The 23,326-nt window shown below is 71.1% G+C and carries 25 protein-coding genes; 9 read left to right on the top strand and 16 right to left on the bottom strand.

The genetic code is table 11. The features are described 5' to 3' along the window. The first annotated feature begins 318 nt into the window (after nucleotides 1–318). Nucleotides 319–1,491, top strand: coding sequence for an amidase (locus tag H613_RS27300; RefSeq protein WP_051393480.1), 1,173 nt, complete (start codon nucleotides 319–321; stop codon nucleotides 1,489–1,491). Between the two features lie 13 nt (nucleotides 1,492–1,504). Here the strand turns inward: H613_RS27300 and H613_RS32185 are convergent, their stop codons facing one another. Next, the gene (locus H613_RS32185; protein ID WP_084546716.1) at nucleotides 1,505–2,125 is read right to left on the bottom strand and encodes a response regulator transcription factor; all 621 of its coding nucleotides are present in this window, start codon (nucleotides 2,123–2,125) and stop codon (nucleotides 1,505–1,507) included. A 189-nt stretch (nucleotides 2,126–2,314) separates the two neighbouring features. On the opposite strand from H613_RS32185, the gene H613_RS27295 reads away from it, so the two are divergent. Continuing rightward, entirely contained in the window at nucleotides 2,315–4,045 is a 1,731-nt protein-coding gene (locus H613_RS27295) for an ABC-ATPase domain-containing protein (protein WP_084546715.1), read from the top strand. Nucleotides 4,046–4,259: 214 nt separating this feature from the next. On the opposite strand, the gene groL is transcribed toward H613_RS27295, so the two are convergent. Together groL and groES are read right to left on the bottom strand one after the other, a co-directional pair. Then, nucleotides 4,260–5,900, bottom strand: a complete 1,641-nt coding sequence (gene groL / locus H613_RS0117110; RefSeq protein ID WP_026924765.1) for a chaperonin GroEL — start codon at nucleotides 5,898–5,900, stop codon at nucleotides 4,260–4,262. 72 nt (nucleotides 5,901–5,972) lie between these two features. Continuing rightward, nucleotides 5,973–6,272, bottom strand: a complete 300-nt coding sequence (gene groES / locus H613_RS0117105; RefSeq protein WP_026924764.1) for a co-chaperone GroES — start codon at nucleotides 6,270–6,272, stop codon at nucleotides 5,973–5,975. A gap of 230 nt (nucleotides 6,273–6,502) precedes the next feature. Between groES and H613_RS27290 the strand changes: the two genes are divergently transcribed. Further along, nucleotides 6,503–7,714 (top strand): class I SAM-dependent methyltransferase, encoded by a 1,212-nt coding sequence (locus tag H613_RS27290; protein ID WP_245598594.1) that lies wholly within the window; start codon nucleotides 6,503–6,505, stop codon nucleotides 7,712–7,714. Between the two features lie 151 nt (nucleotides 7,715–7,865). Here H613_RS27290 and H613_RS31770 read toward each other — a convergent pair whose 3' ends face one another. Together H613_RS31770 and H613_RS0117090 are read right to left on the bottom strand one after the other, a co-directional pair. Further along, nucleotides 7,866–8,141, bottom strand: a complete 276-nt coding sequence (locus tag H613_RS31770; protein WP_211234863.1) for a hypothetical protein — start codon at nucleotides 8,139–8,141, stop codon at nucleotides 7,866–7,868. Between the two features lie 92 nt (nucleotides 8,142–8,233). After that, nucleotides 8,234–8,644, bottom strand: a complete 411-nt coding sequence (locus H613_RS0117090) for a Rid family hydrolase (RefSeq protein WP_026924763.1) — start codon at nucleotides 8,642–8,644, stop codon at nucleotides 8,234–8,236. 139 nt (nucleotides 8,645–8,783) lie between these two features. Between H613_RS0117090 and H613_RS0117085 the strand changes: the two genes are divergently transcribed. Beyond that, complete coding sequence (locus tag H613_RS0117085; protein ID WP_026924762.1) at nucleotides 8,784–9,224, top strand: DoxX family protein; 441 nt, start codon at nucleotides 8,784–8,786, stop codon at nucleotides 9,222–9,224. On the opposite strand, the gene purE is transcribed toward H613_RS0117085, so the two are convergent. From purE to H613_RS27280, 3 genes are read right to left on the bottom strand one after another with little or no spacing between them, the layout of a single operon-like run. Next, on the bottom strand, nucleotides 9,221–9,739 hold the full coding sequence (purE, locus tag H613_RS0117080; protein ID WP_026924761.1) for a 5-(carboxyamino)imidazole ribonucleotide mutase: 519 nt from the start codon (nucleotides 9,737–9,739) through the stop codon (nucleotides 9,221–9,223). The genes H613_RS0117085 and purE overlap by 4 nt on opposite strands. A gap of 9 nt (nucleotides 9,740–9,748) precedes the next feature. Then, the gene (locus tag H613_RS0117075) at nucleotides 9,749–10,882 is read right to left on the bottom strand and encodes a 5-(carboxyamino)imidazole ribonucleotide synthase (protein WP_026924760.1); all 1,134 of its coding nucleotides are present in this window, start codon (nucleotides 10,880–10,882) and stop codon (nucleotides 9,749–9,751) included. Nucleotides 10,883–10,912: 30 nt separating this feature from the next. After that, the gene (locus H613_RS27280) at nucleotides 10,913–11,173 is read right to left on the bottom strand and encodes a helix-turn-helix domain-containing protein (protein ID WP_051393479.1); all 261 of its coding nucleotides are present in this window, start codon (nucleotides 11,171–11,173) and stop codon (nucleotides 10,913–10,915) included. A 53-nt stretch (nucleotides 11,174–11,226) separates the two neighbouring features. Between H613_RS27280 and map the strand changes: the two genes are divergently transcribed. Continuing rightward, nucleotides 11,227–12,000, top strand: a complete 774-nt coding sequence (gene map, locus H613_RS0117065; protein ID WP_026924759.1) for a type I methionyl aminopeptidase — start codon at nucleotides 11,227–11,229, stop codon at nucleotides 11,998–12,000. On the opposite strand, the gene H613_RS0117060 is transcribed toward map, so the two are convergent. From H613_RS0117060 to H613_RS27275, 4 genes are all read right to left on the bottom strand, one after another. After that, a complete protein-coding gene (locus H613_RS0117060; RefSeq protein ID WP_026924758.1) occupies nucleotides 11,989–12,618 on the bottom strand; it encodes a GNAT family N-acetyltransferase in 630 nt (209 codons plus the stop codon). The genes map and H613_RS0117060 overlap by 12 nt on opposite strands. A 37-nt stretch (nucleotides 12,619–12,655) precedes the next feature. After that, nucleotides 12,656–13,894 (bottom strand): molybdopterin molybdotransferase MoeA, encoded by a 1,239-nt coding sequence (locus H613_RS0117055; RefSeq protein WP_026924757.1) that lies wholly within the window; start codon nucleotides 13,892–13,894, stop codon nucleotides 12,656–12,658. Between the two features lie 80 nt (nucleotides 13,895–13,974). Beyond that, nucleotides 13,975–14,865, bottom strand: coding sequence for a UTP--glucose-1-phosphate uridylyltransferase (locus tag H613_RS0117050; RefSeq protein ID WP_026924756.1), 891 nt, complete (start codon nucleotides 14,863–14,865; stop codon nucleotides 13,975–13,977). Nucleotides 14,866–14,953: 88 nt separating this feature from the next. Then, nucleotides 14,954–16,933 carry a diguanylate cyclase gene (locus tag H613_RS27275; protein ID WP_035738429.1) on the bottom strand — a complete coding sequence of 660 codons (1,980 nt, stop codon included), beginning with the start codon at nucleotides 16,931–16,933 and terminating at the stop codon, nucleotides 14,954–14,956. A 158-nt stretch (nucleotides 16,934–17,091) separates the two neighbouring features. Between H613_RS27275 and H613_RS0117040 the strand changes: the two genes are divergently transcribed. Further along, a complete protein-coding gene (locus H613_RS0117040; protein ID WP_026924755.1) occupies nucleotides 17,092–17,712 on the top strand; it encodes a 5-formyltetrahydrofolate cyclo-ligase in 621 nt (206 codons plus the stop codon). A 215-nt stretch (nucleotides 17,713–17,927) separates the two neighbouring features. Continuing rightward, nucleotides 17,928–18,245 (top strand): FmdB family zinc ribbon protein, encoded by a 318-nt coding sequence (locus tag H613_RS0117035; protein WP_026924754.1) that lies wholly within the window; start codon nucleotides 17,928–17,930, stop codon nucleotides 18,243–18,245. 4 nt (nucleotides 18,246–18,249) lie between these two features. Here H613_RS0117035 and H613_RS0117030 read toward each other — a convergent pair whose 3' ends face one another. From H613_RS0117030 to H613_RS0117015, 4 genes are all read right to left on the bottom strand, one after another. Then, entirely contained in the window at nucleotides 18,250–19,203 is a 954-nt protein-coding gene (locus H613_RS0117030) for a complex I subunit 1/NuoH family protein (protein ID WP_035738417.1), read from the bottom strand. Beyond that, on the bottom strand, nucleotides 19,196–19,825 hold the full coding sequence (locus H613_RS27270; protein ID WP_051393477.1) for an NADH-quinone oxidoreductase subunit C: 630 nt from the start codon (nucleotides 19,823–19,825) through the stop codon (nucleotides 19,196–19,198). Before H613_RS27270 ends, H613_RS0117030 begins: the two co-directional genes overlap by 8 nt. Before the next feature lie 221 nt (nucleotides 19,826–20,046). Continuing rightward, nucleotides 20,047–20,586, bottom strand: a complete 540-nt coding sequence (locus tag H613_RS0117020; protein WP_026924752.1) for an NADH-quinone oxidoreductase subunit B — start codon at nucleotides 20,584–20,586, stop codon at nucleotides 20,047–20,049. A gap of 152 nt (nucleotides 20,587–20,738) precedes the next feature. Further along, the gene (locus H613_RS0117015; protein ID WP_026924751.1) at nucleotides 20,739–21,176 is read right to left on the bottom strand and encodes an NADH-quinone oxidoreductase subunit A; all 438 of its coding nucleotides are present in this window, start codon (nucleotides 21,174–21,176) and stop codon (nucleotides 20,739–20,741) included. A gap of 527 nt (nucleotides 21,177–21,703) precedes the next feature. On the opposite strand from H613_RS0117015, the gene H613_RS27265 reads away from it, so the two are divergent. Both H613_RS27265 and H613_RS0117005 read left to right on the top strand, forming a co-directional pair. Further along, nucleotides 21,704–22,300: an RNA polymerase sigma factor gene (locus H613_RS27265; protein WP_211234862.1), complete on the top strand. Its 597-nt coding sequence runs from the start codon at nucleotides 21,704–21,706 to the stop codon at nucleotides 22,298–22,300. Beyond that, on the top strand, nucleotides 22,297–23,178 hold the full coding sequence (locus tag H613_RS0117005; protein ID WP_026924750.1) for a hypothetical protein: 882 nt from the start codon (nucleotides 22,297–22,299) through the stop codon (nucleotides 23,176–23,178). Before H613_RS27265 ends, H613_RS0117005 begins: the two co-directional genes overlap by 4 nt. Nucleotides 23,179–23,326 lie beyond the last annotated feature (148 nt).

Here is a 23,326-nt window from a genome sequence, read left to right as displayed (position 1 = left end):
GCCGCCATCGCGGTGGCCCTTGGGGCCTCAAGGCCTCCGCCGCCGTGCGAGAGCCCGCGGCCGCCCATGCCCCCTCGCGGTGCGGCCTCCCCGCCGCCATATGGAGGCCGCGGTGCCCCACTGCGGCCGCAGGCCTCGCCGAGTGCGTCCGAATCGTTGCCGTGCGTGGTGATCTGCGCGGTTGCGTTCCTCTCGTCCGGCATATCACCCGAACGTGATGTCCCCTGCGGCGTTGTCCTTGCGCGGCGCTCTTGCGCGGACGCGGCGTTGTTGGCATCGTCGGAGGCGTCCACCGCAAACCCCTGAAGGAGCCGAGCCGTGACCGACCCGTTCGTTCCGTGGATCCCCCTGCGTGAGCCCGATTTCCAGCTCACCGGACCCCTGGCGGGCCTGCGGCTCGCCGTCAAGGACCTGTTCGACGTCGCCGGGATGCCGACCGGTGCCGGCAACCCGCATTGGTTGGAGACGCACGGTGTCGCGGACGCCGACGCCGAGGCCGTCGCGCGGCTGCGCGGGGTCGGCGCGAGCCTGGTCGGCAAGACGATCACCGACGAGCTGGCGTGGAGCCTCAACGGCTCCAACACCCACTACGGCACGCCCGACAACCCGGCCGCGCCGGGCCGCCTGCCGGGCGGCTCGTCGTCCGGTTCGGCCTCGGCCGTGGCACTCGGCCTGGCCGACATCGCCCTGGGCACCGACACCGGCGGCTCCGTCCGCGTCCCCGCCTCCTACTGCGGCCTGTTCGGGCTGCGCCCCAGCCACGGCCGCGTCCCGCTCGACGGCGTCGTGCCGCTCGCGCCCTCCTTCGACACCGCGGGCGTCTTCGCCAGGGACGCCGACACGCTCCGCAAGGCCACCGAGGTGCTCCTCGGCGAGCCGCAACTGCCCGAGCCGATCACGCGCGTCCTGGCGCCCCAGGACATCTGGGACGCGTCACTGCCGCAGACGCGAGACGCGCTCATGCCCGCGGTCGAGCGGCTCGATGCCGAGATCGACCGCACGCCGCTGTTCGAGGACATCGCCGAGTTCGAGCAGGCGCGGGTGGCGTACGCGACGATCCAGGCGTTCGAGGCGTGGCAGATCCACGGCGAGTGGATCGAGGCGGCCGAGCCCGACTTCGGGCCCGGTGTCGCCGCGCGCTTCGCGAAGGCCGCCGAGCTGACCGAGAACGACGTCGAGGAGGCGAGCCGCCACCGCGAGCGGATCGCCGACCTGCTGTCCGAGCGGCTCGGGGACGGCATCGCGCTCGCGCTCCCGGCCGCTCCCGGTCCCGCGCCGACGCTGGATCAGGAGGCGGAGTCCGGCGACGGCGCGATCGACCGCGAGGCGATCGTGCGCCTGACGTGTCTGGCCGGCCTGTCCCGCGCTCCCGCCGTCGCCCTGCCGGTGGGCGACGTCGCGGGTCTGCCGGTCGGCCTGCAGCTCGTCGCCTCGCCCGGGGACGACGAAGCGCTGCTGGAGCTCGCGGTCGCCGAATTCGGCGGCCGGTGACGTGCCGTGCCTTTCAGCAGACGAGTCCGGAGCGGAACGCCTCGGCGACGGCGTGCGCGCGGTCGCGGGCGCCGAGCTTGCGGAACATGCGCCGCGCGTGGGTCTTGACGGTGTCCTCCGAGACGAACAGGTCCCGGCCGATCTCGGCGTTCGACTTCCCTTCGCTCATCCCCCGCAGCACCTGCAGTTCGCGTTCGGTGAGTTTCATGCCCTGGAGCGTCGACCGCTGCCTCGGGACGGACTCGGTGGCGCGCACCAGCGTCGGCGAGGCGAACATGATCGCCTGCGCGAGCGCGACGAGCAGGTCGTCGGAGTTGCTGGACGGCGTGCGGATGACTCCCCTGGCGCCGGCGGCCACGACCATCGCGGCGGTGCGGGGGTCCGCCGCGCCGGACAGGAGGACGCCGGTCCGGGGGGACCGGGCTCGGACGGTCTTGGTGAACTTGACGGGATCGGGCGCCGCGAGCCCGACGTCGACCAGCACGACGTCGACCTGGCGCCTGCCGAGTTCGACGAAGAGCTCGGTGGAGCCCTCGACGGTCTTGACCGCCTGTGCCAGGCCCATTCGGGTCGCGCACGCGGAGATCTTCTGCCCCGCTTGAGGAGTCTTAACACAGACCAGTACGGTTCTCACGTTGTTCTACCTTTCGATGCGGTAGGCCAGTGTGTCTCTCAGATGAGGAACGCAGCAGTTCCACCGCTATGACGCTCTTGGCGCAGACTTTTTTCGAGTGATTTCTCTGGATTTCCGGGGCAAGTGCGGGCGCGTACGTTTCGGGCTCAGATCCGCGGAGGCCTCGCCCCTCGGTGGGAGACTGTGCGCATGACGGAGCGAAGAGGCGGGCATCGACACCGCAGGGCCGATTCCCGTGCCAGTGATGATCATCGTTCATATCCACCTCGCCATGACCTGTCTAACGAACTAACGGCCCTGGAGGGTGCGAGTTACGGCCGGTATAAATCGTTGCGTGGCAAATGGTGGACGGACCAGGCCGTTCTCGACATCATAAAAGTCCAATCTGACCCGTTTGCCCCTCCCAGTCGTGTCGCACTCACCTTCGATTCCGAACAGGCCGATCTCATCGGGGACTGGTTCGCGACCGAGGCGCGGCGCCGCGCGGTCGCCGTGCTGCTGGCGAAGCGGTTCCGCAAGGCATGCAAGACCAAGGACCTCCGGATCGACGCCGGCGGGCAGGAGATCCTGCGGCGGTCCTCATGCGAGGTCGGCGCCGACGGCTCGGTGGTGTTCCGGCTCGGGGCGCAGTTTCCGGGGCGCGGCAGGCGCATCGACGGCCGCGGGGCGGCGCGGCTGCTGTGCGAGGCGCTTCCCGACGCCGCCGACGAGGCACTGAGCGTCTCCGAAGAGGAAGCCGCACCGTGGGTGCGATGCGCCGACGACACCGAGGCGCTGCGCCGGGCCGTCGCCGAGCGAGGATTGGTCGCGTTCGTCGCAGACGGCGCGCGGCTGGCGCGCCGCTCCGGCGTCGATCAGCGGCCCATGGACGGCGGGGTGCCGTTCACCAGTCCCGAGTCGATGGCCGTCCATATCGAGCTGCCGCACGCCGGGACGGTGCGCGGCATGGGCATCGGGCCGGGCGTCACGCTCATCGTCGGCGGCGGCTTCCACGGCAAGTCGACGCTGCTGCGCGCCTTGGAGGCCGGGGTGTGGGACCACGTCCCCGGCGACGGGCGCGAACTGGTCGTCGCCGATGCGTCGGCGGTCAAGGTCCGCGCCGAGGACGGCCGCGCCGCCACCGGCGTCGACGTGCACGCCTTCGTCGACCACCTGCCTTCCGGCGACGACACGCGGCACTTCAGCACCGAGAACGCCTCGGGTTCGACCTCGCAGGCCGCCGCCGTGGTCGAATCGCTCGAAGCGGGCTCGCGTCTGCTGCTCATCGACGAGGACACCGCCGCGACGAACCTGATGATCCGCGACGCGCGGATGCAGGAGCTGGTGGCGAAGGAGCGCGAGCCGCTCACGCCGCTGGTGGACCTGATCCGGTCGATGGCCGACGACCACGGCGTCTCCACGGTGCTCGTCATGGGCGGCTCGGGCGACTACATGGACGTCGCCGACCGGGTCGTCATGATGGACGCCTACCGGCCCGCCGACGTCACCGCGCGGGCGAAGGAGCTGGCCGCCGAGCCGACCGGGCGCGTCGCCGAGGCCGGGGCGTTCGCGATGCCCAGGCCGCGCGTCATCGACCCGGCGTCGGTGTCCTCGGAGTTCAGGGGCAAGCAGAAGATCCGCGCGGGCGGCACCGACTCGCTCCGGTTCGGCTCGGCCGACGTGGACGTGCGCTCGGTCGAGCAGATCACCGACCAGTCGATGACCGTCGGCATCGGACTGGCGATCGAGGCGGCCGTGCGCCGCGGATGGATCGACGGGCGGGCCACAGTGGCCGAAGCACTCGACAGGCTGGAGACGGCGCTCGACGTGGAAGCGCTGCTGAAGATCAGGGAAGTGGATCTGGCGCTGCCGCGGCGACACGAAGTGGCGGCGACGCTGAACCGCATGCGGCAGTTGCGGGTTCACCAGCTCGGCGAGTAGCCGCGCGAGCATTCGGCGAGGGAACGAAAAGTGCCTTCGCGGCTCCGATCCCCAAAGGCCGCGAAGGCACTTGAACTCTATCGGGTTCCCGACACTCGCGCGAGGAACTGTCGGGATGTTGACACTAGCGGGTTTCGGAGACGACGGAGGGCCGCCGACGCGTCGGCGGCCCTCCGTTCTCGCGAATACGGCCCGAGCAGGGACGGAACTCCCTTTAGAAGCCCGGCCCGTGCTGGTGCGAGTGGCCGTGCGAGTGCGAGTGACCGTGGTCATCCTCGTCCTCTTCGGGCTTGTCCACGATCGTCACCTCGGTCGTCAGCAGCATGCCCACGATCGAACCGGCGTTGAGCAGCGCGTTGCGCGCCACCTTCACCGGGTCGATGATGCCGGCCGCGACGAGGTCCTCGTACTCGCCGGTGGCGGCGTTCCAGCCCTCGCGCGGGCCCTTGGACGACACGGCTTCGACGATGACGTCGCCACGGGCGCCCGCGTTGACCGCGATGCGGCGCAGCGGCTCCGAGAGGGCCTCCTCGACGATCCGGAGGCCGACGCGGGCCTCGGGGTCGGCGAGCTCGACCTTCTCCAGCGCGGCGGCCGCGTGCAGCAGGGCCGCGCCGCCGCCGGCGACGATGCCCTCCTCGACCGCGGCCTTCGTGGCGTTCACGGCGTCCTCGATGCGGTGCTTGCGCTCCTTGAGCTCCACCTCGGTGGCCGCGCCGACCTGCACGACGGCGACGCCGCCGGACAGCTTCGCCAGGCGCTCCTCGAGCTTCTCGCGGTCCCACGAGGAGTCGGTCTGCTCGGCCTGCTTGCGGATCTGCGCGATCCGGGCCTGGACCTCGTCCCCCGCGCCGGCGCCGTCGACGATCGTCGTGGCGTCCTTGGTGATCGTGACGCGGCGGGCCGAGCCCAGGTGCGACAGGTCGGCCATCTTCAGGTCGAGGCCGACCTCCGAGGAGATGACCTCGGCGCCGGTCAGCGACGCGATGTCGCCCAGGATCGCCTTGCGGCGGTCGCCGAAGGCGGGGGCCTTGACCGCGCACACCTTCAGGGTCCCGCGCAGGGCGTTCACCGTCAGGGTGGCCAGGGCCTGGCCGTCGACGTCCTCGGCGATGATCAGGAGCGGCTTGGAGGACTCGATCACCTTCTCCAGCACCGGCAGCAGGTCCTCGATCGAGGAGACCTTGCTGTCGGAGAGGAGGATGTACGGGTCTTCGAAGACCGTCTGGCGCGAGTCCTGGTCGTTGATGAAGTTCGGCGAGATGAAGCCCTTGTCGAACTGCATGCCCTCGGTCACCTCGAGCACGGTCTCCAGTCCGGAGCCGTCCTCGATCGAGACGACGCCGTCGACGCCGACGGTGTCCATGGCCTTGGCGATGAGCTCGCCGATCTCCGGGTCCTGCGCCGAGATCGCCGCGACCTGCGCGATGCTCGCGTGGTCGGAGATCTGGACGGCCTGGTTCAGCAGCTCGTCGGAGACGGCCTGGGTGGCCGCCTCGATGCCCTTGCGGATGGCCACCGGGTTGGCCCCGGCGGTGACCGCCTTGATGCCGGCCCGGCTCATCTTCTGGGCCAGGACCGTGGCGGTGGTGGTGCCGTCGCCGGCCACGTCATTGGTCTTGGTGGCGACCTCCTTGACCAACTGCGCGCCAAGGTTGGCGTACGGGTCGGCCAGCTCGATCTCCTTGGCGATGGTGACGCCGTCGTTGGTGATGATCGGCGCCCCGAAGGAGCGCTCGAGGACCACGTTGCGGCCTTTGGGGCCGAGCGTGACCTTGACGGTGTCGGCCAGCTCGTCGATGCCGCGCAGCAGCTCGCCACGCGCGTCCTCGGCGAAGTTCAGAATCTTCGGCATGGGTTTCCCTTCCTCGGTCGAGCGGAGAACACGAAGGGGCCCCCACTTGGCAGTGCGGGGCCCCGGGCGTCGCTACTGCTCGACGACGGCGAGAACGTCGCGGGACGACAGGACGAGGTACTCCTCGCCGGCGTACTTGACCTCGGTGCCGCCGTACTTGGAGTAGATGACCACGTCGCCGACGTTGACGTCGACGGGGATCCGGTTGCCCTTGTCGTCGAAGGTGCCCGGGCCGACGGCCAGGACGGTGCCCTCCTGGGGCTTCTCCTTGGCGGTGTCGGGAATGACGATGCCGGAAGCAGTGGTGGTCTCGGCCTCGTTGGCCTGGACGACGATGCGGTCGCCCAGCGGCCGGATAGCAGCCTTGCTCACTTGGTCTTCTCCTCAGGTGTTCAGATGCGGTGAACCGCCACGAGAGCGCGGGTCTCGTCGTCGCGGGTGCCGAGGCACCGGCCCGTGGCTACTGGCACTCTCGCGTTGAGAGTGCCAAGCCGATGCTAACACTTGGCAATCTCGATCCGCGAGTGCTAAGGCGGATGGAGATTCACGCAGGTGGGGGCGTCAATGGCGGGTCGCCGAATCCATGGGGAATCATTGGGTTCGTGGATACCGGACTGCTCGCCGCATTGCAAGCCGACCCCGATCTGCAGCGGCGGGCGGCCGCGGCGCTGGAGGCCGAGGGGGATCGCGCGGCGCTGGCGCTGCGGAGGGACGGGACGGCCCCGGAACTGGCGGCCGCGGCGCTGACGCTGGCGGATCTGCGGCGGCAGGGGCGGGCGAAGTTCGGCGAGCGGGCCGGGCGGATGTACTTCACGCGGGCGGGACTGGAGCAGGCGACGCGGTGGCCGGTGGCGGCGAGGCGGGCGGCCAGGTTCGCGGGACATGTGGAAGAGGTCGCCGACCTGTGCTGCGGGATCGGGACGGACGCGCTGGCGTTCGCGGAGGCGGGCCTGAGGGTGGAGGCGGTCGACGCGGACGAGGCGACGGCCGAGGTGGCGAGGGCGAACGCCGAGGCGCTGGGGCTGGAGGTGCGGGTGCGGGTGGACGACGCGCTGAGCGCCCCGTTCGGTGAGGCGGTGTTCGCAGACCCGGCTCGCCGAGGCGGATCGACGAGGTCGTTCAATCCGGCGGCGTACTCGCCGCCGTTGGACGCTCTGCTGGAGCGGCTCGCGGGGGTGCGGTTCGCGGCGGTGAAGCTGGGGCCGGGCATCAAGCACGAGTGGGTGGACCGGGAGGGCGCCGAGGCCGAGTGGGTCTCGGTGGACCGGGACGTGGTCGAGGCGTGCCTGTGGCTGGGCGAGGCGGCGGGGGTGCGGCGGCGGGCGAGCGTGTGCAGGGACGGCGTGTGGCACGAGATGACGGGCGACGGTCGAACGCGGGCCGAGCCGGGCGAGGTGGCGGAGTATTTGTACGAGCCGGACGGGGCGGTGATCAGGGCGGGGCTCGTGGCGGAGTTGGCGGAGGAGTTGGAAGCGCATACGGGCCACGAGGACATCGCCTATCTCTACGGCGACGATGTGCGCGAGACGCCGTTCGCCAGGGCGTGGAAGGTCGAGGAGGTCTGGCCGCTCAACCCGAAGAAGTTGCGGGGGCTGTTGGCGGAGCGGAAGATCGGCAGGCTGACGATCAAGCAGCGGGGAACGGGAATCGTCCCCGCAGAGTTGAGAAAGCAGCTGAAGCTGAAGGGCCCGAACGAGGCGACCCTGGTGGCGACGCGCTTGGGCGAGCGCCACGTGGCGATCCTCTGCGATGAGGTTCTTCAAGCATCGTTACTCGGCTCTTCCCAGGCTCGAATCGACATCGCCGCACGGTGAACGGCATCCCGGATGGTCTCCTCCACCGAGATTTCCCGGCGATTCGCCGCTTCCTCCAAGAGGAGAAGGTCCTGCTCATCGATGTCCACGGGAAGCCACGCTCCATCGCCCGATCCCACGATGGCGGTATAAGCATTCACGCTGGTCTCCTTTAGGAATTCGCGGTGCGTGGGTCTTCAGGTTCCGATCCATACAGCGCCTCGCGAGCCTCTGCCAGCTCCTCCGCAGTGAACACATCATTCTCCGCCACATGGGCATCGAGTAGTCCCCGTAGGGATTCCCTGCGCTCGCTCGGGGTAGCCGCGCCCCGCCCTGCACGGTGGGCGGCCCGGTAGCGCCGATCTCCGATGCGGACGGCGACTTCACCGATCGGCACATCGAGCATCATCGCGATCGCTTCGCGGGCCATTTCCTCGACTTCGACCAAGTCGCGCCCCTGCGTGAAGACGCCCGGGACTTCCGGGACCTCCACGGGAAACCACTCGCCGTCACACGGGCCCACAATCGCGGTATATACCTTCACGCAAGGTTCCCTTCACTGATGGGCAAGTGGGCGGTCAGATCCACTTCTACCAGTTGGTCGCGGTAACCGAGGGCCGCTACGCCGACGACCGTGCTCGCCGCGTTGAAGGCCGGACCCAGGTCCGTTTGCTCGGCGAAGCGGTGCCAGGCGCCTCCGACCGTTCCACTGTCGGCGCTCACCACGTAGACCACCGACCGCACCACGTCCTCGGGCTTCGCGCCGACCGACGCCAGCGCGGCCATCGCGTTCGCGGCCACCTGGTCGATCTGGCGGTCGAGGTCGCCCACGCCCACGACCTGCTGCTCCGCGTCGACCGGGCACTGTCCGGCCAGGTAGGCGATCCGGCCCGGCGCGGCGATCGTCACGTGCTCATACCCGCCGGTCGGGTGCAGTTCGTCGGTTGACATGGCCTGAGGCTAGCGATCTGGCGGCAGCGGCGGCAACGAGATTCCGGCTGTGGGCCAGGCCGTCTCCTTCCTTCTTGACGGTGTCAAGATTGGGCGCTAATGTTTGGCTTGACACTGTCAAGATCGAAGGAGACCTCTCATGGCACCGCTCATCGCACTGCTCTTCGGGACCGCCGCCGCTCGGCTCATCGGGTTCTTCGGCGTCGATCACCTCGACTCCTGGCCCACCTCGGTCGGAGTCGGCGTGTTCCTCATGTTCATGCTCACCGGCACCGTCCACTTCGTGCCCTCGTTCCGGGCGTGGATGATCGACATGGTGCCGCCGTGGCTGCCCGCACCCGCCCTTCTCGTCACCGTCACCGGCGTCCTTGAGATCGCGGGCGCGATCGGCGTGCTCATTCCCGCCACGCACACCGCCGCCGGGATCTGCCTCGCGCTGCTGCTCGTCGCGATGTTCCCCGCGAACGTCTACGCCGCTCGCCGCGGCGTCCTCATGCAGGGCAAGCCCGCCACATCACTGCCGCTGCGCACCGCCGAGCAGGTCCTCTACATCGCCGCCGCGCTCGTCGCGGCGCTCTAGGGCTCGGGATGGCCCAGCTTGTAGTGCAGGTTCGCGTCCTTCTCGGCCACCATGCGCTCCAGGTCCACCTGGAAGTTCGACATGCGCTCCTGCAAGCCCGGATCCGCGGCCGCGAGGATGCGTACCGCCAAGAGCCCCGCGTTCCTCGCGCCGCCGATCGAGACCGTCGCCACCGGGACGCCTGCGGGCATCTGGACGATCGACAGCAGCGAGTCCATCCCGTCGAGATGCTTCAGCGGCACCGGCACGCCGATCACCGGCAGCGGGGTCGCCGCGGCGATCATGCCCGGGAGGTGCGCGGCCCCGCCGGCACCGGCGATGATCGCCTGGAGCCCCCTGGCGGCGGCCGAGTCCGCATAGGACAGCATGCCGTGCGGCGTCCGGTGCGCCGAGACGACGCGGACCTCGAAGGGGATGTCGAACTCCTCGAGCGCCTCCGCCGCGGCCTCCATCGTCGGCCAGTCGGAGTCCGACCCCATGATGACGCCGACGCGGGCGTGTGCGTGCTCAGCCATGTCCACAGCCTACTTGCCTTCAGTGAGCCACTGCGCGGCTCGCGCCGCGCGCTTGCGCAGGTCGTCCAGGTCGTCACCGCATACGGTCACGTGCCCGATCTTGCGGCCCGGCCGCACGGCCTTGCCGTAGAGGTGCACGTGCGCGCCGGGGTCCTCGGCGAGGAGGTGCTGGAGCCGCTCGTCCAGGCGCGGGCCGCCGGGCTCGCCGCCGAGGACGTTGGCCATCACCGTGAACGGCGCGGCGAGTTCGGCCGAGCCGAGCGGGTAGTCGAGCACCGCCCGCAGGTGCTGCTCGAACTGGCTGGTCACCGCGCCCTCGATCGTCCAGTGGCCGGAGTTGTGCGCGCGCATCGCCAGCTCGTTCACGAACAGACCCTTCGGCGTCTGGAACAGCTCGACGGCGAGCATCCCGCACACGTCGAGTTCCTCGGCGACGGTCCGGGCGATCGCGGCGGCCGCCTCGGCGTGCTCGGCGTTGAGGCGCGGGGCCGGGGCGATGACCTCGGTGCAGATCCCGCCGCGCTGGACGGTCTCGACGACGGGGTAGACGGCCGCCTCGCCCCGCGGCGAGCGCGCCACCTGGACGGCGAGTTCCCGTTCGAGCGGCATGAGCTCCTCGGCGATGAGGCGGATCCCGGAGGCGAGGACGGCCTGGGCGTCGCCGGGCGCCTCGACGACCCACACGCCCTTGCCGTCGTAGCCGCCGGTGGCGGCCTTGAGCACGCACGGCAGGCCGAACGCCTCGACGTCGGAGATGGAGCCCACCGGCCGCCACCGCGGCTGCGGGAGGCCGAGCTCGCCGATGCGCTCGCGCATCGCCTGCTTGTCCTGGGCGAACACGAGCGCCTCGGGCCGGGGCTGGACGTCGACGCCGTCGTCAACGAGAGCGCGCAGCGCCTCCTGCGGGACGTGCTCGTGGTCGAAGGTGACGACGGTGGCGCCGGAAGCGAAGGCGCGCAGGTCGTCAAGGTCCCGGTAGTCGCCGGTCCTGACCTCGGCGGCGACCGCGGCGGCGCTCTCGGCGGGGTCGGCGGCCAGCACCCGTAGGCTCTGCCCCAGGCTGATCGCCGCCTGGTGGGTCATGCGGGCGAGCTGCCCGGCGCCGATCATGCCCACGGTCGGAAGTTGGGTTGCCTCATCCACGGCCAGAGCCTAACGCGTCCCCTACCTGCGCTAGAGACGATCGGCGCCGTGCGTGATCTGGGTCGTGGCGAGTTCGTCGGCCGAGATCCCCAGGGCGCGGCAGAGCGCGATGATGGTGAAGAACGCCGGTGTGGCGATGCGCCCGGTCTCGATCTTGCGCAGCGTCTCGGGGGAGAGGCCGGCCTCGGCGGCGACGTCGAGGAGGCTGCGGGCGCCGCGCGCCGTCCGCAGCGCCCGACCGAGCGCGCGCCCGCGCGCGTAGTCCTCGGGTGTCAGCGGCGGTCGAATCATATCGGTATTATAGTACCGGTATAGAAATACCGTCATCTTTTGAAAGGCCCACCATGATCGAGCTGCACTCCCCTCGGGAGATCGAGCAGATGCGGCCCGCCGGCCGCTTCGTCGCCGAGACGCTGACCGCGCTCGCGCAGGCCGCCGACGTCGGCGTCAACCTGCTCGACCTCGACGAGCTGGCCGCGCGCCGCATCAAGGAGGCCGGGGCGGTCTCCTGCTACGTCGACTACCACCCGTCCTTCGGCGCCCGCCCGTTCGGGAAGGTGCTGTGCACCTCGGTCAACGACGCGGTCCTCCACGGCCTGCCGCACGACTACCGGCTGCGCGACGGGGACCTGCTCAGCCTCGACTTCGCCGCGAACGTGGACGGCTGGGTGGCCGACTCGGCGATCAGCGTCGTCGTCGGCACGCCGAGGGACGAGGACGTCAAGCTCATCGACACGGCCACGCGCGCCTTGGAGGCGGGGATCGCCGCGGCGAGGCCCGAGCACAAGCTCGGGGACGTCTCGGCGGCGATCGCCGCCGTGGCTCGGGCCGAGGGCCTGACGATCAACACCGACTTCGGCGGGCACGGCGTCGGCCGCGAGATGCACGGCGACCCGCAGGTGCCCAACGACGGCCGCCCCGGGCGGGGCCTTCGGCTCAAGCCGGGCCTGGTCATCGCGATCGAGCCGTGGTTCCTGCACACGACCGACCGGATCCGCTACGACGCCGACGGCTGGACGCTGCGCAGCGCCGACGGCTCGCGCGGCGCCCACGTGGAGCACACGATCGCGGTCACCGACGGCGAGCCGATCGTCCTCACCGACCGGTCAGTGGTGTGACTCGGCCCGCTTGAGCCGCTCCAGGCGGTCGATCATGCGCTCGGTGGCGATCTCCTCGGCGGTGACGGCGTACCCGTAGTGGTCCCGCCAGTCGCCGTCGATATAGAGGTAGCGCTTGTGCAGTCCCTCGCGGCGCAGGCCGAGCTTCTCGGCGACCCGGTTCGACGGGCCGTTCTCGGGCCGGATGTTGACCTCGATGCGGTGCAGTCGCCCGACGGTCAGCGCGTGGTCGACGACGATGGCGAGCGCCGTGGCGGTGATGCCGCGCCCGGCGTGGCCGCGGTCGATCCAGTAGCCGGCGTAGGCCGAGCCGAACGCGCGGCGCACGATGTTGCCGACGGTGAGGCCGCCGGCGAGCTCGCCTTGCCAGCACACGGCGAGCGGCCAGCTGCTGCCGTCCTTGACCGAGCGTTTGAGGCCGCGGAGCATGGCGCGGAACGCGGCGGGCGAGTGCGCCTCGTGCCAGGTGGTGCCGGTGCCGGGCTCCCAGGGGGCGAGCCAGGCCTCGTTCGAGCGGCGCAGGTCGGACCAGCGCTTGGCGTCGGTGCGGCGAAAGGGCCGCACGCTCACGTCGCCGTGGCTGAGTTCCACGGGCCAGCCGGGGTTGGAAAGGGTCATCGGTTTCGATCCAAAAGCTGTGCGTGTAGGGATGGCGTCATCGGTTTCGGTCCAGCAGGAGCACGTCGACGGTCGACCCGGCGGGCACCCGGGTGGCGTTCTCACCGACCGTCATCAGGCCGGTGGCCTCGGCGAGTCCGGTGAGCGTGTAAGAGGTCGGACCCAGCGGGGCCACGGTGTAGCCGCCGCCGCGGCGTTCGGCGACGCGGACCGGGCGGAATTCGCGCAGCCCGTTCGGTGAGGATACGGGCTCGGTCAGGTTGGCGCGCACGCTGGGCCGAAATACCGGCTCGGCACCGGCGAGGCGCTGGACGAGGGGGCGGGCGATCGTCTCGAAGGCGATCTGCGCGGAGACGGGGTCGCCTGGCAGGCACACGATGGGCACCTCTTCGGGCCCGATGGTGCCGAAGCCCATGGTCTCGCACAGGTACACGGCGACGGGGTCGAAGGAGACGGCGCCGTCCCTCGAGAGCGTGCGGCGGACCATGTCGCCGGGGCCGGTGCCGGTGCCGCCGGTGGTGATGACGAGGTCGGCGCGGAGGATCTGGTCGTCGAGGACGGTGCGCAGCGCGTCGGGCTCGTCGTCGCAGATGCCGACGCGGTAGGCGTGGGCGCCGGCCTCGGAGGCGGCGGCGGTCACGAGGTGGGAGTTGACGTCGATGAGCTGGCCGGGCTGGGAGGGGCGGCCGGTGTCGACCAGTTCGTCGCCGGTGGCGATGACGACGACGCGCGGGGTGGGGCGCACGACGACGTCGGCGACGCCCGCGGCGGCGAGGAGCCCGATGAGCTGCGGCGTGATGCGGCGGCCCTCGTAGGCGAGGATCTCTCCGGCGGCGCGCTCGGAGCCCAGGCGCCGCACGCCGTGGCCGCGGCGGGGCACCTGGCGGACCTCGACGGTGGCCATGCCCTCGTCGGTCCACGCCAGGGGCACGACGATGTCGGCGCCGACCGGGAGCGGGGCTCCGGCGGCGACGGCGAAGCAGGTGCCGGGGACGAGGCGGACGGGCCGCCACGAAGAGGCGGCGAGGTCGCCGAGGACCTTGAGGCCGACGCCCCGCTCGGGGCTGGCCCCGGCGAGGTCCTCGGCGGCCGCGGCGTAGCCGTCGATGGCGGCGTAGTCGAAGGCGGGCAGCGGCCCGGGGCTGGTGACGTCCTCGGCGAGGACCGACCCGGTCGAGCGGGTCATGTCGACGTCGGTGGGCGGCAGGGGGCGGACGAGGGCCAGCGCCTTCGACAGGAAATCCGCCAGTGGCGTCGCTTCGCCGCTCCCCTTCACTCCTCAGCCCCCCGTTTGTCGAGTCCCCAGCGTGGCCGCCGCGTGAGGGCCGTCGGCCCTGCACTCGGCGGTGTTGTCAGCTAGTCCAGTGTCGCACTGAATTCACGCAGCCAGGCGTTGAAGCCGGGCAAGTCTTCCCGCTCGGTCGCGAGTTCCACCAGCGTCTGGAGGTAGGCGGTCGGCTGGCCGGTGTCGTAGCGCTTGCCGCGGAAGATGACCCCGTGCACTGGGGTCCCCTTGGCGCGCATCGTGTCCATGGCGTCGGTGAGTTGGATCTCACCGCCGCTGCCGGGCTCGGTGGCGTCGAGGACGGGGAAGATCGAGCCGGGCAGGACGTAGCGCCCGATGAGACTGAGATTCGAGGGGGCCTCGTCAACGGAGGGCTTCTCGACCAGACCGGTGACCTCGACGATGTCGGCGTCGCCGGTCGGGGCGACCGAGGCGATGCCCCAGCGGGCGACGTCCTCCTTGGGGACCTCCATGAGCGCCAGGACGATGCCGCCGGTCTCGGCCTGGAGGTCCATCATGCGCGGCAGGAGCGCGTCGCCGAGGTCGCAGAACTCGTCGCCGAGGAGGACGGCGAACGGCTCGTCGCCGACGTGGGCGGCGGCGCGGCCGACGGCGTGGCCGAGGCCGAGGGCGGTGCCCTGGCGGATCGCGTGGATCTCGGCGAGGCGCTCGGGGGCCTTGATCGCCTCGATGGCGGCGTCCTTGCCCTTCTCGGCGAGGAACGCCTCGAGGTCGGGCCTGGCGTCGAAGTAGTCGACCATGGTGTCCTTGCCGCGGGCGGTGACGAGGAGGACGTCGTCGGCTCCGGCGGCGGCGGCCTCTTCGACGATGTACTCCAGGACCGGCTTGTCGATCAGCGGCAGGAGTTCCTTGGGGACGGCCTTGGTGACCGGGAGGAAGCGGGTGGCGTTGCCCGCTGCGGGAATGACGGCCTTGGTGGCGCGGCGCAAGGTATCTGACATAGGGCGAGCGTATCGTGACCACACCGTGTGGGATGCCCACCACCCGAAGAAAACGAAACGGATGATATCGGTCCGAAGCGGACGGGCCTCAGGCGGTGGCGATGCGCCAGGTGTCGCGCCCGGCGGCCTTCGCGGCGTACAGGGCCTCGTCGGCGGCGGTCAGGGCTCCGGCGGCGGTGTCGGCGTGCTGGCCGATGACGGCGATGCCGACCGAGACGGTGATGCGCAGTTCCAGGCCGCCTTCGACGTCGTTGACCTTGAACGGCCGGTCGGCGACGGCCCGGCCGAGGCGCTCGGCGCAGGCGGCGCCGCCCGCGGCGTCGGTCTCGGGCAGCAGCACCGTGAACTCCTCGCCGCCGTGCCTGAACGCCAGGTCGACCTCGCGGATCTGGCCGGTGATGCGCCGCGCCAGCTCCACGAGCACCTGGTCGCCGACGGGGTGCCCGTAGGTGTCGTTGACGGCCTTGAACCGGTCGAGGTCGATGGCGAGCAGCGCGCTGGGCCGCTGGTAGCGCCGCGCCCGCTCGGCCTCGCGTCGCAGCGAGGTCTGCATGAACCGGTAGTTCCACAGCCCGGTGAGCGGGTCGGTGAGGCTCAGGCGCTGGACTTGGCGGTGCAGCAGGACGTTCTCGACGGCGACGGCGGCCTGCCCGGCGAAGGTCTTGAGCGTCTCGACGTCGGCGTCCTCGAAGCCGAGGGCGGCGACCCGGTTGTAGAGGACGAGGACGCCGAGGACGCCGCCTTCGCCGTCGGATTCGGCGGCCTCGTCTTCGGAGGCGGCCCGGCGCATTCCGGGGTGCTCGGGTTCGGGGACGCCGCGGCCGCTGAAGGGCACGGCGACGATCGTGCGCGCGTCCGGCTCGGTGGGCGAGCGCTGCCGCCCGCCGAAGCGGCCGTCGACGATGCGGCCGTGCGCGGGGGTCCCGGCGGCGGCGATCGAGCCGATGATGCCCTCGCCGATGCGGACGGCGGCGGGCTCGGTGATGCCGAGGTCGCCTTCGCCGGCGCGCTGGAGGAGCTGGTCGGCGTCGCCGACGTCGGCGAGCATGACGAGTCCGGCCTCGGCGTTCGTGGTGACCATCGCGGTGTCGAGGATGACCTCGAGGATCCGGTCGAGGTCGAGGGTGGCCGTCAGCGTCTGGCCGAGCCAGCCGAGCTGGCCCCGCATCTGGTCCCTGGAGGCGGTGAGGGCCTGGACGTACGTCTGGGTCTGGGCGGTCATGCGGTTGAAGCTGAGGGCGAGCTGGGCGACCTCGTCGCCGCCGTGGACGGGGACGCGGGCGTCGAGGTCGCCGTCGGCGACGCGCTCGGCGGCGCCGGAGAGCTCGGCGAGCGGCCGGGTGGTCGAGCGGGCGAGCCAGGCGGCCAGCGCGAGGGCGCAGACCCCCGAGGCGGCCACCATCGCGGCGAGCGTCCAGTACATGGGGGTGAAGTCGGTGGAGGCGGTGCCGACGCGCAGCGGCAGGAGCGTGTCGGTGGTGGCCCAGGCGCCGGCGTCGGAGGCGCCGACCGACAGCGGCTCGCCGCGCCCGTCCTGGAGGATCAGCTCGGCGTCGGCGGCGTCGGCGACCGAGGCGAGGAAGTCCCGGTCGACGACGCGGAACACCGTGAAGGTCGAGAGGCTGCCGTCGGGGTTCGCGACGGCGGCCTGGGAGGCGAGGGCGACGACGGGCCGGTCGCCGATGGGAGTGACGCCGCCGCAGTCGATCCAGGTGCCCGCGGGGGCCTCGGCGCCGACGCTCTGGGCCGACGCGGCTTCGGCCTCCACCAGGGCCGAGAAGACGACGCCGTCGACGACGTCGCGGCCGACGACGAGCCGGGCCATCTCGATGGTGTTCTCCTCGCCGCCGCTACGGTGGCTGAGGGCCACCGCGGCCGCGGAGGCCTGGATCCGTTCGCAGATGGTGCCGAGGGTGGAGTCGACCATGGTGACCGCCGAGTCCGCCAGCGCCGCTTCGCGGGCGTCCGCCAGATGGGACATGATGGCAGCGACGAAGACGGCCCCCACCAAGACCGGCCCCAGCACGACGACGAGGAACGCCGTGGTGAGCCGTGAACGCAGCGACACCGAAGCCCCCTCAAGTTCACTCCCTAGAAGACTACCTAGAGCTACCGATTCGACACGACACGGCACGGTCATTCAATCAGGTATGACCGAAAGGATGAATCGCACTCGCCATTCGGTGGAGGTTGCCGAGGTGAGCGGCGATCACAGTGAGGAGCATCGTGATCACAGCAAAGGATAACGCCAGGACGCGGCTCCTGGGCGCCAGAAAGGCGATGCCGCCCGGCGACAGGGCGGCGGCCGACGCGGCGACGTGGAACGCCTTGCGGGCGTTCCTCGACGAGGCGCTGGACGAGGGCGCGACGGTCGCCGCGTACCGGCCGTTCGGCTCCGAGCCGTGCGCGATGCTGCGGCGCGAACTGCCCGAGCGGCTCGCCGAGCGCTATACGGTGCTGCTGCCGGTCACCTTGCCGGACAACGACCTCGACTGGACCGTGCTCGGGTCCCATGTGGTCACTCCGGGCACGGCGGAGCGGCCGTGGAGCGGCATCGCGCTGACCGGGCCTCGTGGCAGCGAGGAGGTCGCCCCGGCGTGCGGCGTCGAGGCGATCGGGCGGGCCGGGGCCGTGATCGTCCCCGGACTGGCCGTCTCACATGACGGGATCAGGCTCGGGCGGGGCGGCGGCTGCTACGACCGGGCGCTGGCGCGGCTCGCTCCCGCGGTGCCGGTGGTGGCGCTGCTGCGCGACGGCGAGTTCGGCCTCGCGGTGCCCGCGGAGCGGCACGACCGGCCGGTGACCGGCGTGGTCACCCCGACCGGCGGCTACACGCCCGCCGGGTGACGCGCGCTGCCCCGTTCACGGAACATCGGCAGCTCCGGCGGCCGCGCGGCCGCCGGTCGGCCGTGGCCGAGGCGACTGCGGGAATCGTCACTGCCAGGCGGGATGGGATTAGCACTCCAGTGTGTTGAGTGCTAATGTCGATCCCGGTCTGAGCGCGACCCGGCTCGGCGACCCCGCTGACCGCCGATTTGGCCTGCCACCGCTGGAGGAGAGACGTGCCTGTCTACGAATACCGCTGCAAGGAGTGCGGGTACGAGTTCGACCGCCACCAGTCGTTCAGCGAAGCGCGCCTGACCGACTGCCCCTCCTGCGAGACCAAGGGCGCCCTGCGCAAGGTCTTCGGCAACGTCGGCGTCACCTTCAAGGGCAGCGGGTTCTACCGCACCGACTCCCGCTCGACCGGTTCGAGCTCGCTGAGCGGCAACGGCTCCCAGAACGGCGAGAAGAAGGCCGAGAAGAAGGAGTCCGCCTCCAAGGGCGAGGCCAAGCCCGCCGCGAAGTCGGAATCGAAGAGCGCGTCGAAGGCCGCCTGAGCTTTCAGCGCAGCGCGAGCGCGACGACCGTCGTCACGACGAGTTGCGCGAGCGCGAGCGGCACCAGGCCCTTCCAGCACAGCGCCTGGATCTGATCGACCCTGAGCCTCGGCCAGGCCACGCGCAGCCAGATGACGACCATCGACAGCGCGCCGGTCTTCACCAGCGTCCACAGCCAGCCGAGCGAGTCGGGCCCGGGTCCTTTCCAGCCGCCGAGGAACAGCACCGACGTCAGCGCCGAGATGACCACGATCCCGGCGTACTCGGCGAGCAGCAGCAGCGCGAACCGCAGCCCCGCGTACTCGGTGAGGTAGCCGAACACCAGTTCCGAGTCGGCCACCGGCGCGTCGAACGGCGGCCTGCGGATCTCGGCGACCCCGGCGGTGAAGAACACGAACGCCGCCGGAGCCTGCCACAGCAGCCACCACGGCTCCCACGTCTCGACGATCTCCGGCAGGCTCAGCGTCCCCGCCGCGACGGCGACGGACGCGGCGGCCAGCACCAGCGGCAACTCGTAGGCCATGAGCTGCGCGGCACCGCGCAGCGCCCCAATGAGCGTGTACCTGTTGGCCGAGGCCCAGCCGGCCATGAGCACGGCCAGCACGCCGACGCCGACGAGCGCGAGCACCACGAACAGGCCCATCTCCAGGCTCGAGCCGACGAGGTCGCCGGGCCCGAGCGGGATGAACAGCAGCACCAGCAGGTACGGGAGGAGCGCGACGGCGGGCGCGAGCTTGAAGACCGGCTTGTCGGCCCCGTCGGGGACGAGGTCCTCCTTCTGCGCGAACTTGACGCCGTCGGCGATGAGCTGGGCCCAGCCGTGGAAGCGCCCGGCGTGCATCGGGCCGAGCCGCCCCTGCATGTGGGCCATGAGTTTGTGCTCGGTCTGGCCGACGAGGAGCGGCAGGATCAGGAACGCGGCGACGACGCCGACGAGCTTGACCGCGATCTCAAGCATCGGAGCGGCCCCAATTCTCGGGGACGCCGGGCGGGCGCTTCGGGGCGCGCTTGCGCGCGCCTTCACGCCCGCCGCCGGGTTCCTTCTCGCCCGGCCAGGGTTTGACGACGCGGGAGGCGAGCACGAAGTCCTTACGCAGCGGGTGGCCTTCGAACTCGGGCGGCAGCAGCAGCGGCGCGAGGTTCGGGTGGCCGGTGAAGTCGACGCCGAACATCTCGTGCGTCTCGCGCTCGTGCCAGGACGCACCGGGGTAGAGGCCGGTGACGGTGTCCATGGGGCCGTCGGCGGCGGTCCTGAGCAGCACGCCGCGCCTGGCCGCGATCGACCACAGGTGCGCCACGATCCGGATCTGGGGGCCGGAGTCCTCGGTCTCGCGCTCGACCCCGCTGCCGCCTTTGCCCTCGCTCCCGGTCCCGCTCTTGACCCCGCTCCCACTCCCGATCTCGCTCTCATCGACGGCCGAGAGCCAGTCGAAGAAGTCGCAGCCGAGCTCGTCGCGGCAGATGCGGACCGACTCGCGCCAGCGCCTGGCCGGTACGTCGACGACGGCGCGGGCGCCGTCGAGGGCGAGCTCCTCGGTGCCCAAGGCGTCGCGGACGCGGTCCTCCCAGGGATCAGCCATTGCCGCCTCCGGTCGAAACAAATCCTATAGGATATATCCTATAGGCTTGAGGCGTGGCCGCTGCGACACTCGGGAAAACGGGGGAACAGGGCGAGGGTTGAGCGAGGCGAACTGGCGCAGTCACCGCGACACTCAAGAAAAGGAAGATTATAGAATATAGTTTATAAGATATAATCTTGACAGTAGCGAATCTTATGTAGTATATCCTATAAGATATAAGCTCATGCATTGCGCCTCCTGAGCGGGGAGCGCAGTCTCGCGGCGCTGGGTTTGCCGGCACCGGGCTTCCCGCCGCTGGGTTTGCCGGCGCGCGGGCCCACTCGGAGGGGCTCGTCGGCGATCTGCTTCTGGAGCTCGCCGATGCCGTGCAGCAGCGCCTCGGGGCGCGGCGGGCAGCCGGGGACGTACACGTCCACCGGGATGATCTGGTCGACGCCCTTGGTGACGCAGTAGGAGTCCCAGTACGGGCCGCCGGAGTTGGAGCAGGCACCGAACGAGATGACGTACTTCGGCTCGGGCATCTGGTCGTAGAGGCGCTTGATCGCCGGGGCCATCTTGTCGGTGACCGTGCCGGAGACGACCATGAGGTCGGCCTGGCGCGGCGAGTGCGCGAACGGGATGACCCCGAGCCGCATGAAGTCGTGGCGGCTCATCGAGGCGGCGATGAACTCGATGGCGCAGCAGGCGAGCCCGAAGTTGAACACCCACAGCGAATAGCGGCGGCCCCAGTTGAGGACGAACCGGATCGGCTCGCCGAGCACGCCGCCGTCGGCGAGGGCGTGGGCCGTAGACGTGCTCGAACCGCTCTCGGCGAGCGCGTGCGCCGTGGAGGTGCCTGAGCCGTCCTCCGCACCGCCCTCGGCGGGTTTGCGCGCCGTGGATCGGCCCGAGCGGCGGGCGGGGAACGGCAGCCTCACGCCCACCGGAGCACCCCCTTGCGCCACGCGTGGGCCAGACCGAGGGCCAGCACGCCGACGAACAGGCCCATCTCGACCGCCGCGGCGGCGCCGAACGCGGCGAACACGGCCGCCCACGGGAACAGGAACACCGCCTCCACGGCGAACAGGACGAACAGGAACGCGTACACGTAATAGCGGATCTGCACCTGGGCCCAGTTGTCGCCGACATGCGGAGCGTGCGGCGAGGCGAGATGGTCGGATGCGAGGTCCACGCCGCATTCGTAGGTCGAGCCCTTCACCTCGGCGGGGCCGCCGTGCCGAGGCGCGTCCCGCGGGCTTCGAGGAGCGGGGCGCAGCAGCCGGTTCGCCGTCATCGCGGCGGCCACGAACGCGAACCCGGCCAGCAGCAGCACCCCGAAGACGGCGTAGTCACCGAGATGGGAGGAGTCCATGCACTCACCATAGTGCGCTGCGCCACTGGAGGGAAGCCGTGCGGCCGCACCGCGGCACCGCTGTGCAAGTGCTGTCACCCAGTCCGGTTGCGAGGGAAATATTCTTCCGCACACCGCAACCGCACGCCGCGGTCAGACGTGTAGGTGTGCGAAGAGGAATTGCGGCGAGTCCCACGATTTTGGACACCGCAGCCGCCCACGACAGTACGGCTCCCCGAGGCCGTGGAGGAACACGCATGACCGCCGCCAGCGCACTGACGACGCACCGCCGCGCCCGCCCGCGCGCGGCCGCCCGTCCCTGCGCGCACCGCCGGGCCGCTTCCGCGCCGGAGGCGACCACGGCGCGCCTCCACGCGCGTCCGGCCGCCCCCGCTACCGGCGCGTACGCCCGGACACCAGGGCCGACGGCCGTCGTCCCCACCCCGCCTCGCCTCCCCGCGCGTTCAGACGCGACAATGGGGACCGCCGGGTTCGCCCGCCCGGACTCGATTGCTGCCCTTGTCCCCCCTACCTGTGCTGGAGCGGATGTGCGAACGGAGGCGGACTTCACCGACCTCTACGAGAACCACTTCTCGGAACTCACTGCCCAGGTGTGCGCGTACCTCGGCGACGCGACCGAATCCCAGGACCTCGTCCAGGAGGCGTTCCTGCGGGCCTGGCAGCGCTGGGACAAGGTCGGCGGGTACGAGGAGCCGGTCGCGTGGGTCCGCCGCGTCGCCTGGAACCTCGCCACCAGCCGCCACCGCCGCAACCAGGTGGTGCGCAAGTTCCTCCAGAAGTCGACCCCGCCGGAGAACGCCCCCGCGGCCAGCCCCGACCACGTGGCCCTGGTGGCGGCCCTCCAGCAGGTCCCCGCCAAGCGGCGCAAGGCGCTCGTCCTGCACTACATGGCCGACATGTCGATCGCCGCCATCGCCGAGCACACCGGCGCGAAAGAGGGCACCGTCAAGTCCTGGCTCCACCGCGGCCGCCGCGAACTGGCCGAGCTGCTCTCCGACGAAGCCCCCGAGAAGGCCGATCCCGACACGATGCCGATCCGCATCCGCCCGCGCCGGACCACCGGCACCGCCAAGGTGCCCCGTCCGCAGAGCCGCCGGGCATCGGTGAAGGAGGACCGCCGATGAACGCCCATCAGTACGGCGACGACGTCGCCGAGCGGGGCGACGACGCGGTCAAGGCCGCCTTCGCCGCCTACAAGGCCGACGCCCCGAGGGCGTTCGAGCCGCCGCCGGTCGACGACCTGATCATGTCGAGCCCGGCCTCGCTGCGCAAGCGCCGCCTCGCCTCCCTCGCGGCCGTCGTGGGCGCCTGCACCGCCGTCACCGCGGGCGGCTTCGCCGTCGCCCAGACCATCGGCTCGCTCCCCAGCGCGCCCGAGGAGGACGCGCAGGCGACCGTGGCGCACGACTCGCCCGCCTCCGACCACACGACCGACGCCGAGGTCGCCGACCCGGCCACCCCCGAGGCGGAGGACGAGGAGCCCGCCGCCGAGGACACCGCGGTGCCCGAGGGCGCCGGGCAGTCCGTGCTCGTCGCCGAATGGGGCGAGTGCGCCGGCGGCGACATCGCCGTCGACTTCGAGTCCTGGCAGTTCACCGGCGAGACCGACTGGTCGATCCTCGCGCACGCCAGCGGCGACATCGACGGCGACGACTCCCCCGAGGCGATCCTGGCCCTCGGATGCGGCGACCGGACCGCGGTGGCGGCGTTCCTGCCGCAGGAGGACGGCCTCGACCACTTCGCCTGGGTGTGGCAGCAGCCAGACGAGTCACAGCGGTTCTCCGAGCTCGCGGGCGTCGAGGACGGGGTGATTACACTCCAAGGGCTCGGCGCCGCCTCCGAGACATGGACGGCGCGCTATGAGTGGGACGGTGCGGCCTTCGTCCTGATCGACGATGAGCCCACCACCGACCCGAGCTCGTCCGAGACCACGGCGACCCCCGATTCGGGCGAGACTCAGACCACACCGTCGTCGCCGACGACCGACGATCAGGTGTCCTGAAAGGCCGACCGGATCCCGGTATCCCACAAGGTGAGAGGCGAGGCAACCGCCAGTGTCGCCTGTGTCGCGCAATAGACGCATGGCTGGCACGGGGAGCCGCCCCACGCGTAGCATCGCATGTAGCGGCCACAGCGGAGCCCGGCTCCGG

The organism is Glycomyces arizonensis DSM 44726, assembly GCF_000482705.1.
GTDB classification, from domain to species: Bacteria; Actinomycetota; Actinomycetes; order Mycobacteriales; family Micromonosporaceae; genus Glycomyces; species Glycomyces arizonensis.
Note: the sequence above shows the minus strand (reverse complement) of the source record. Positions and strands in the feature narration are given on the sequence as shown.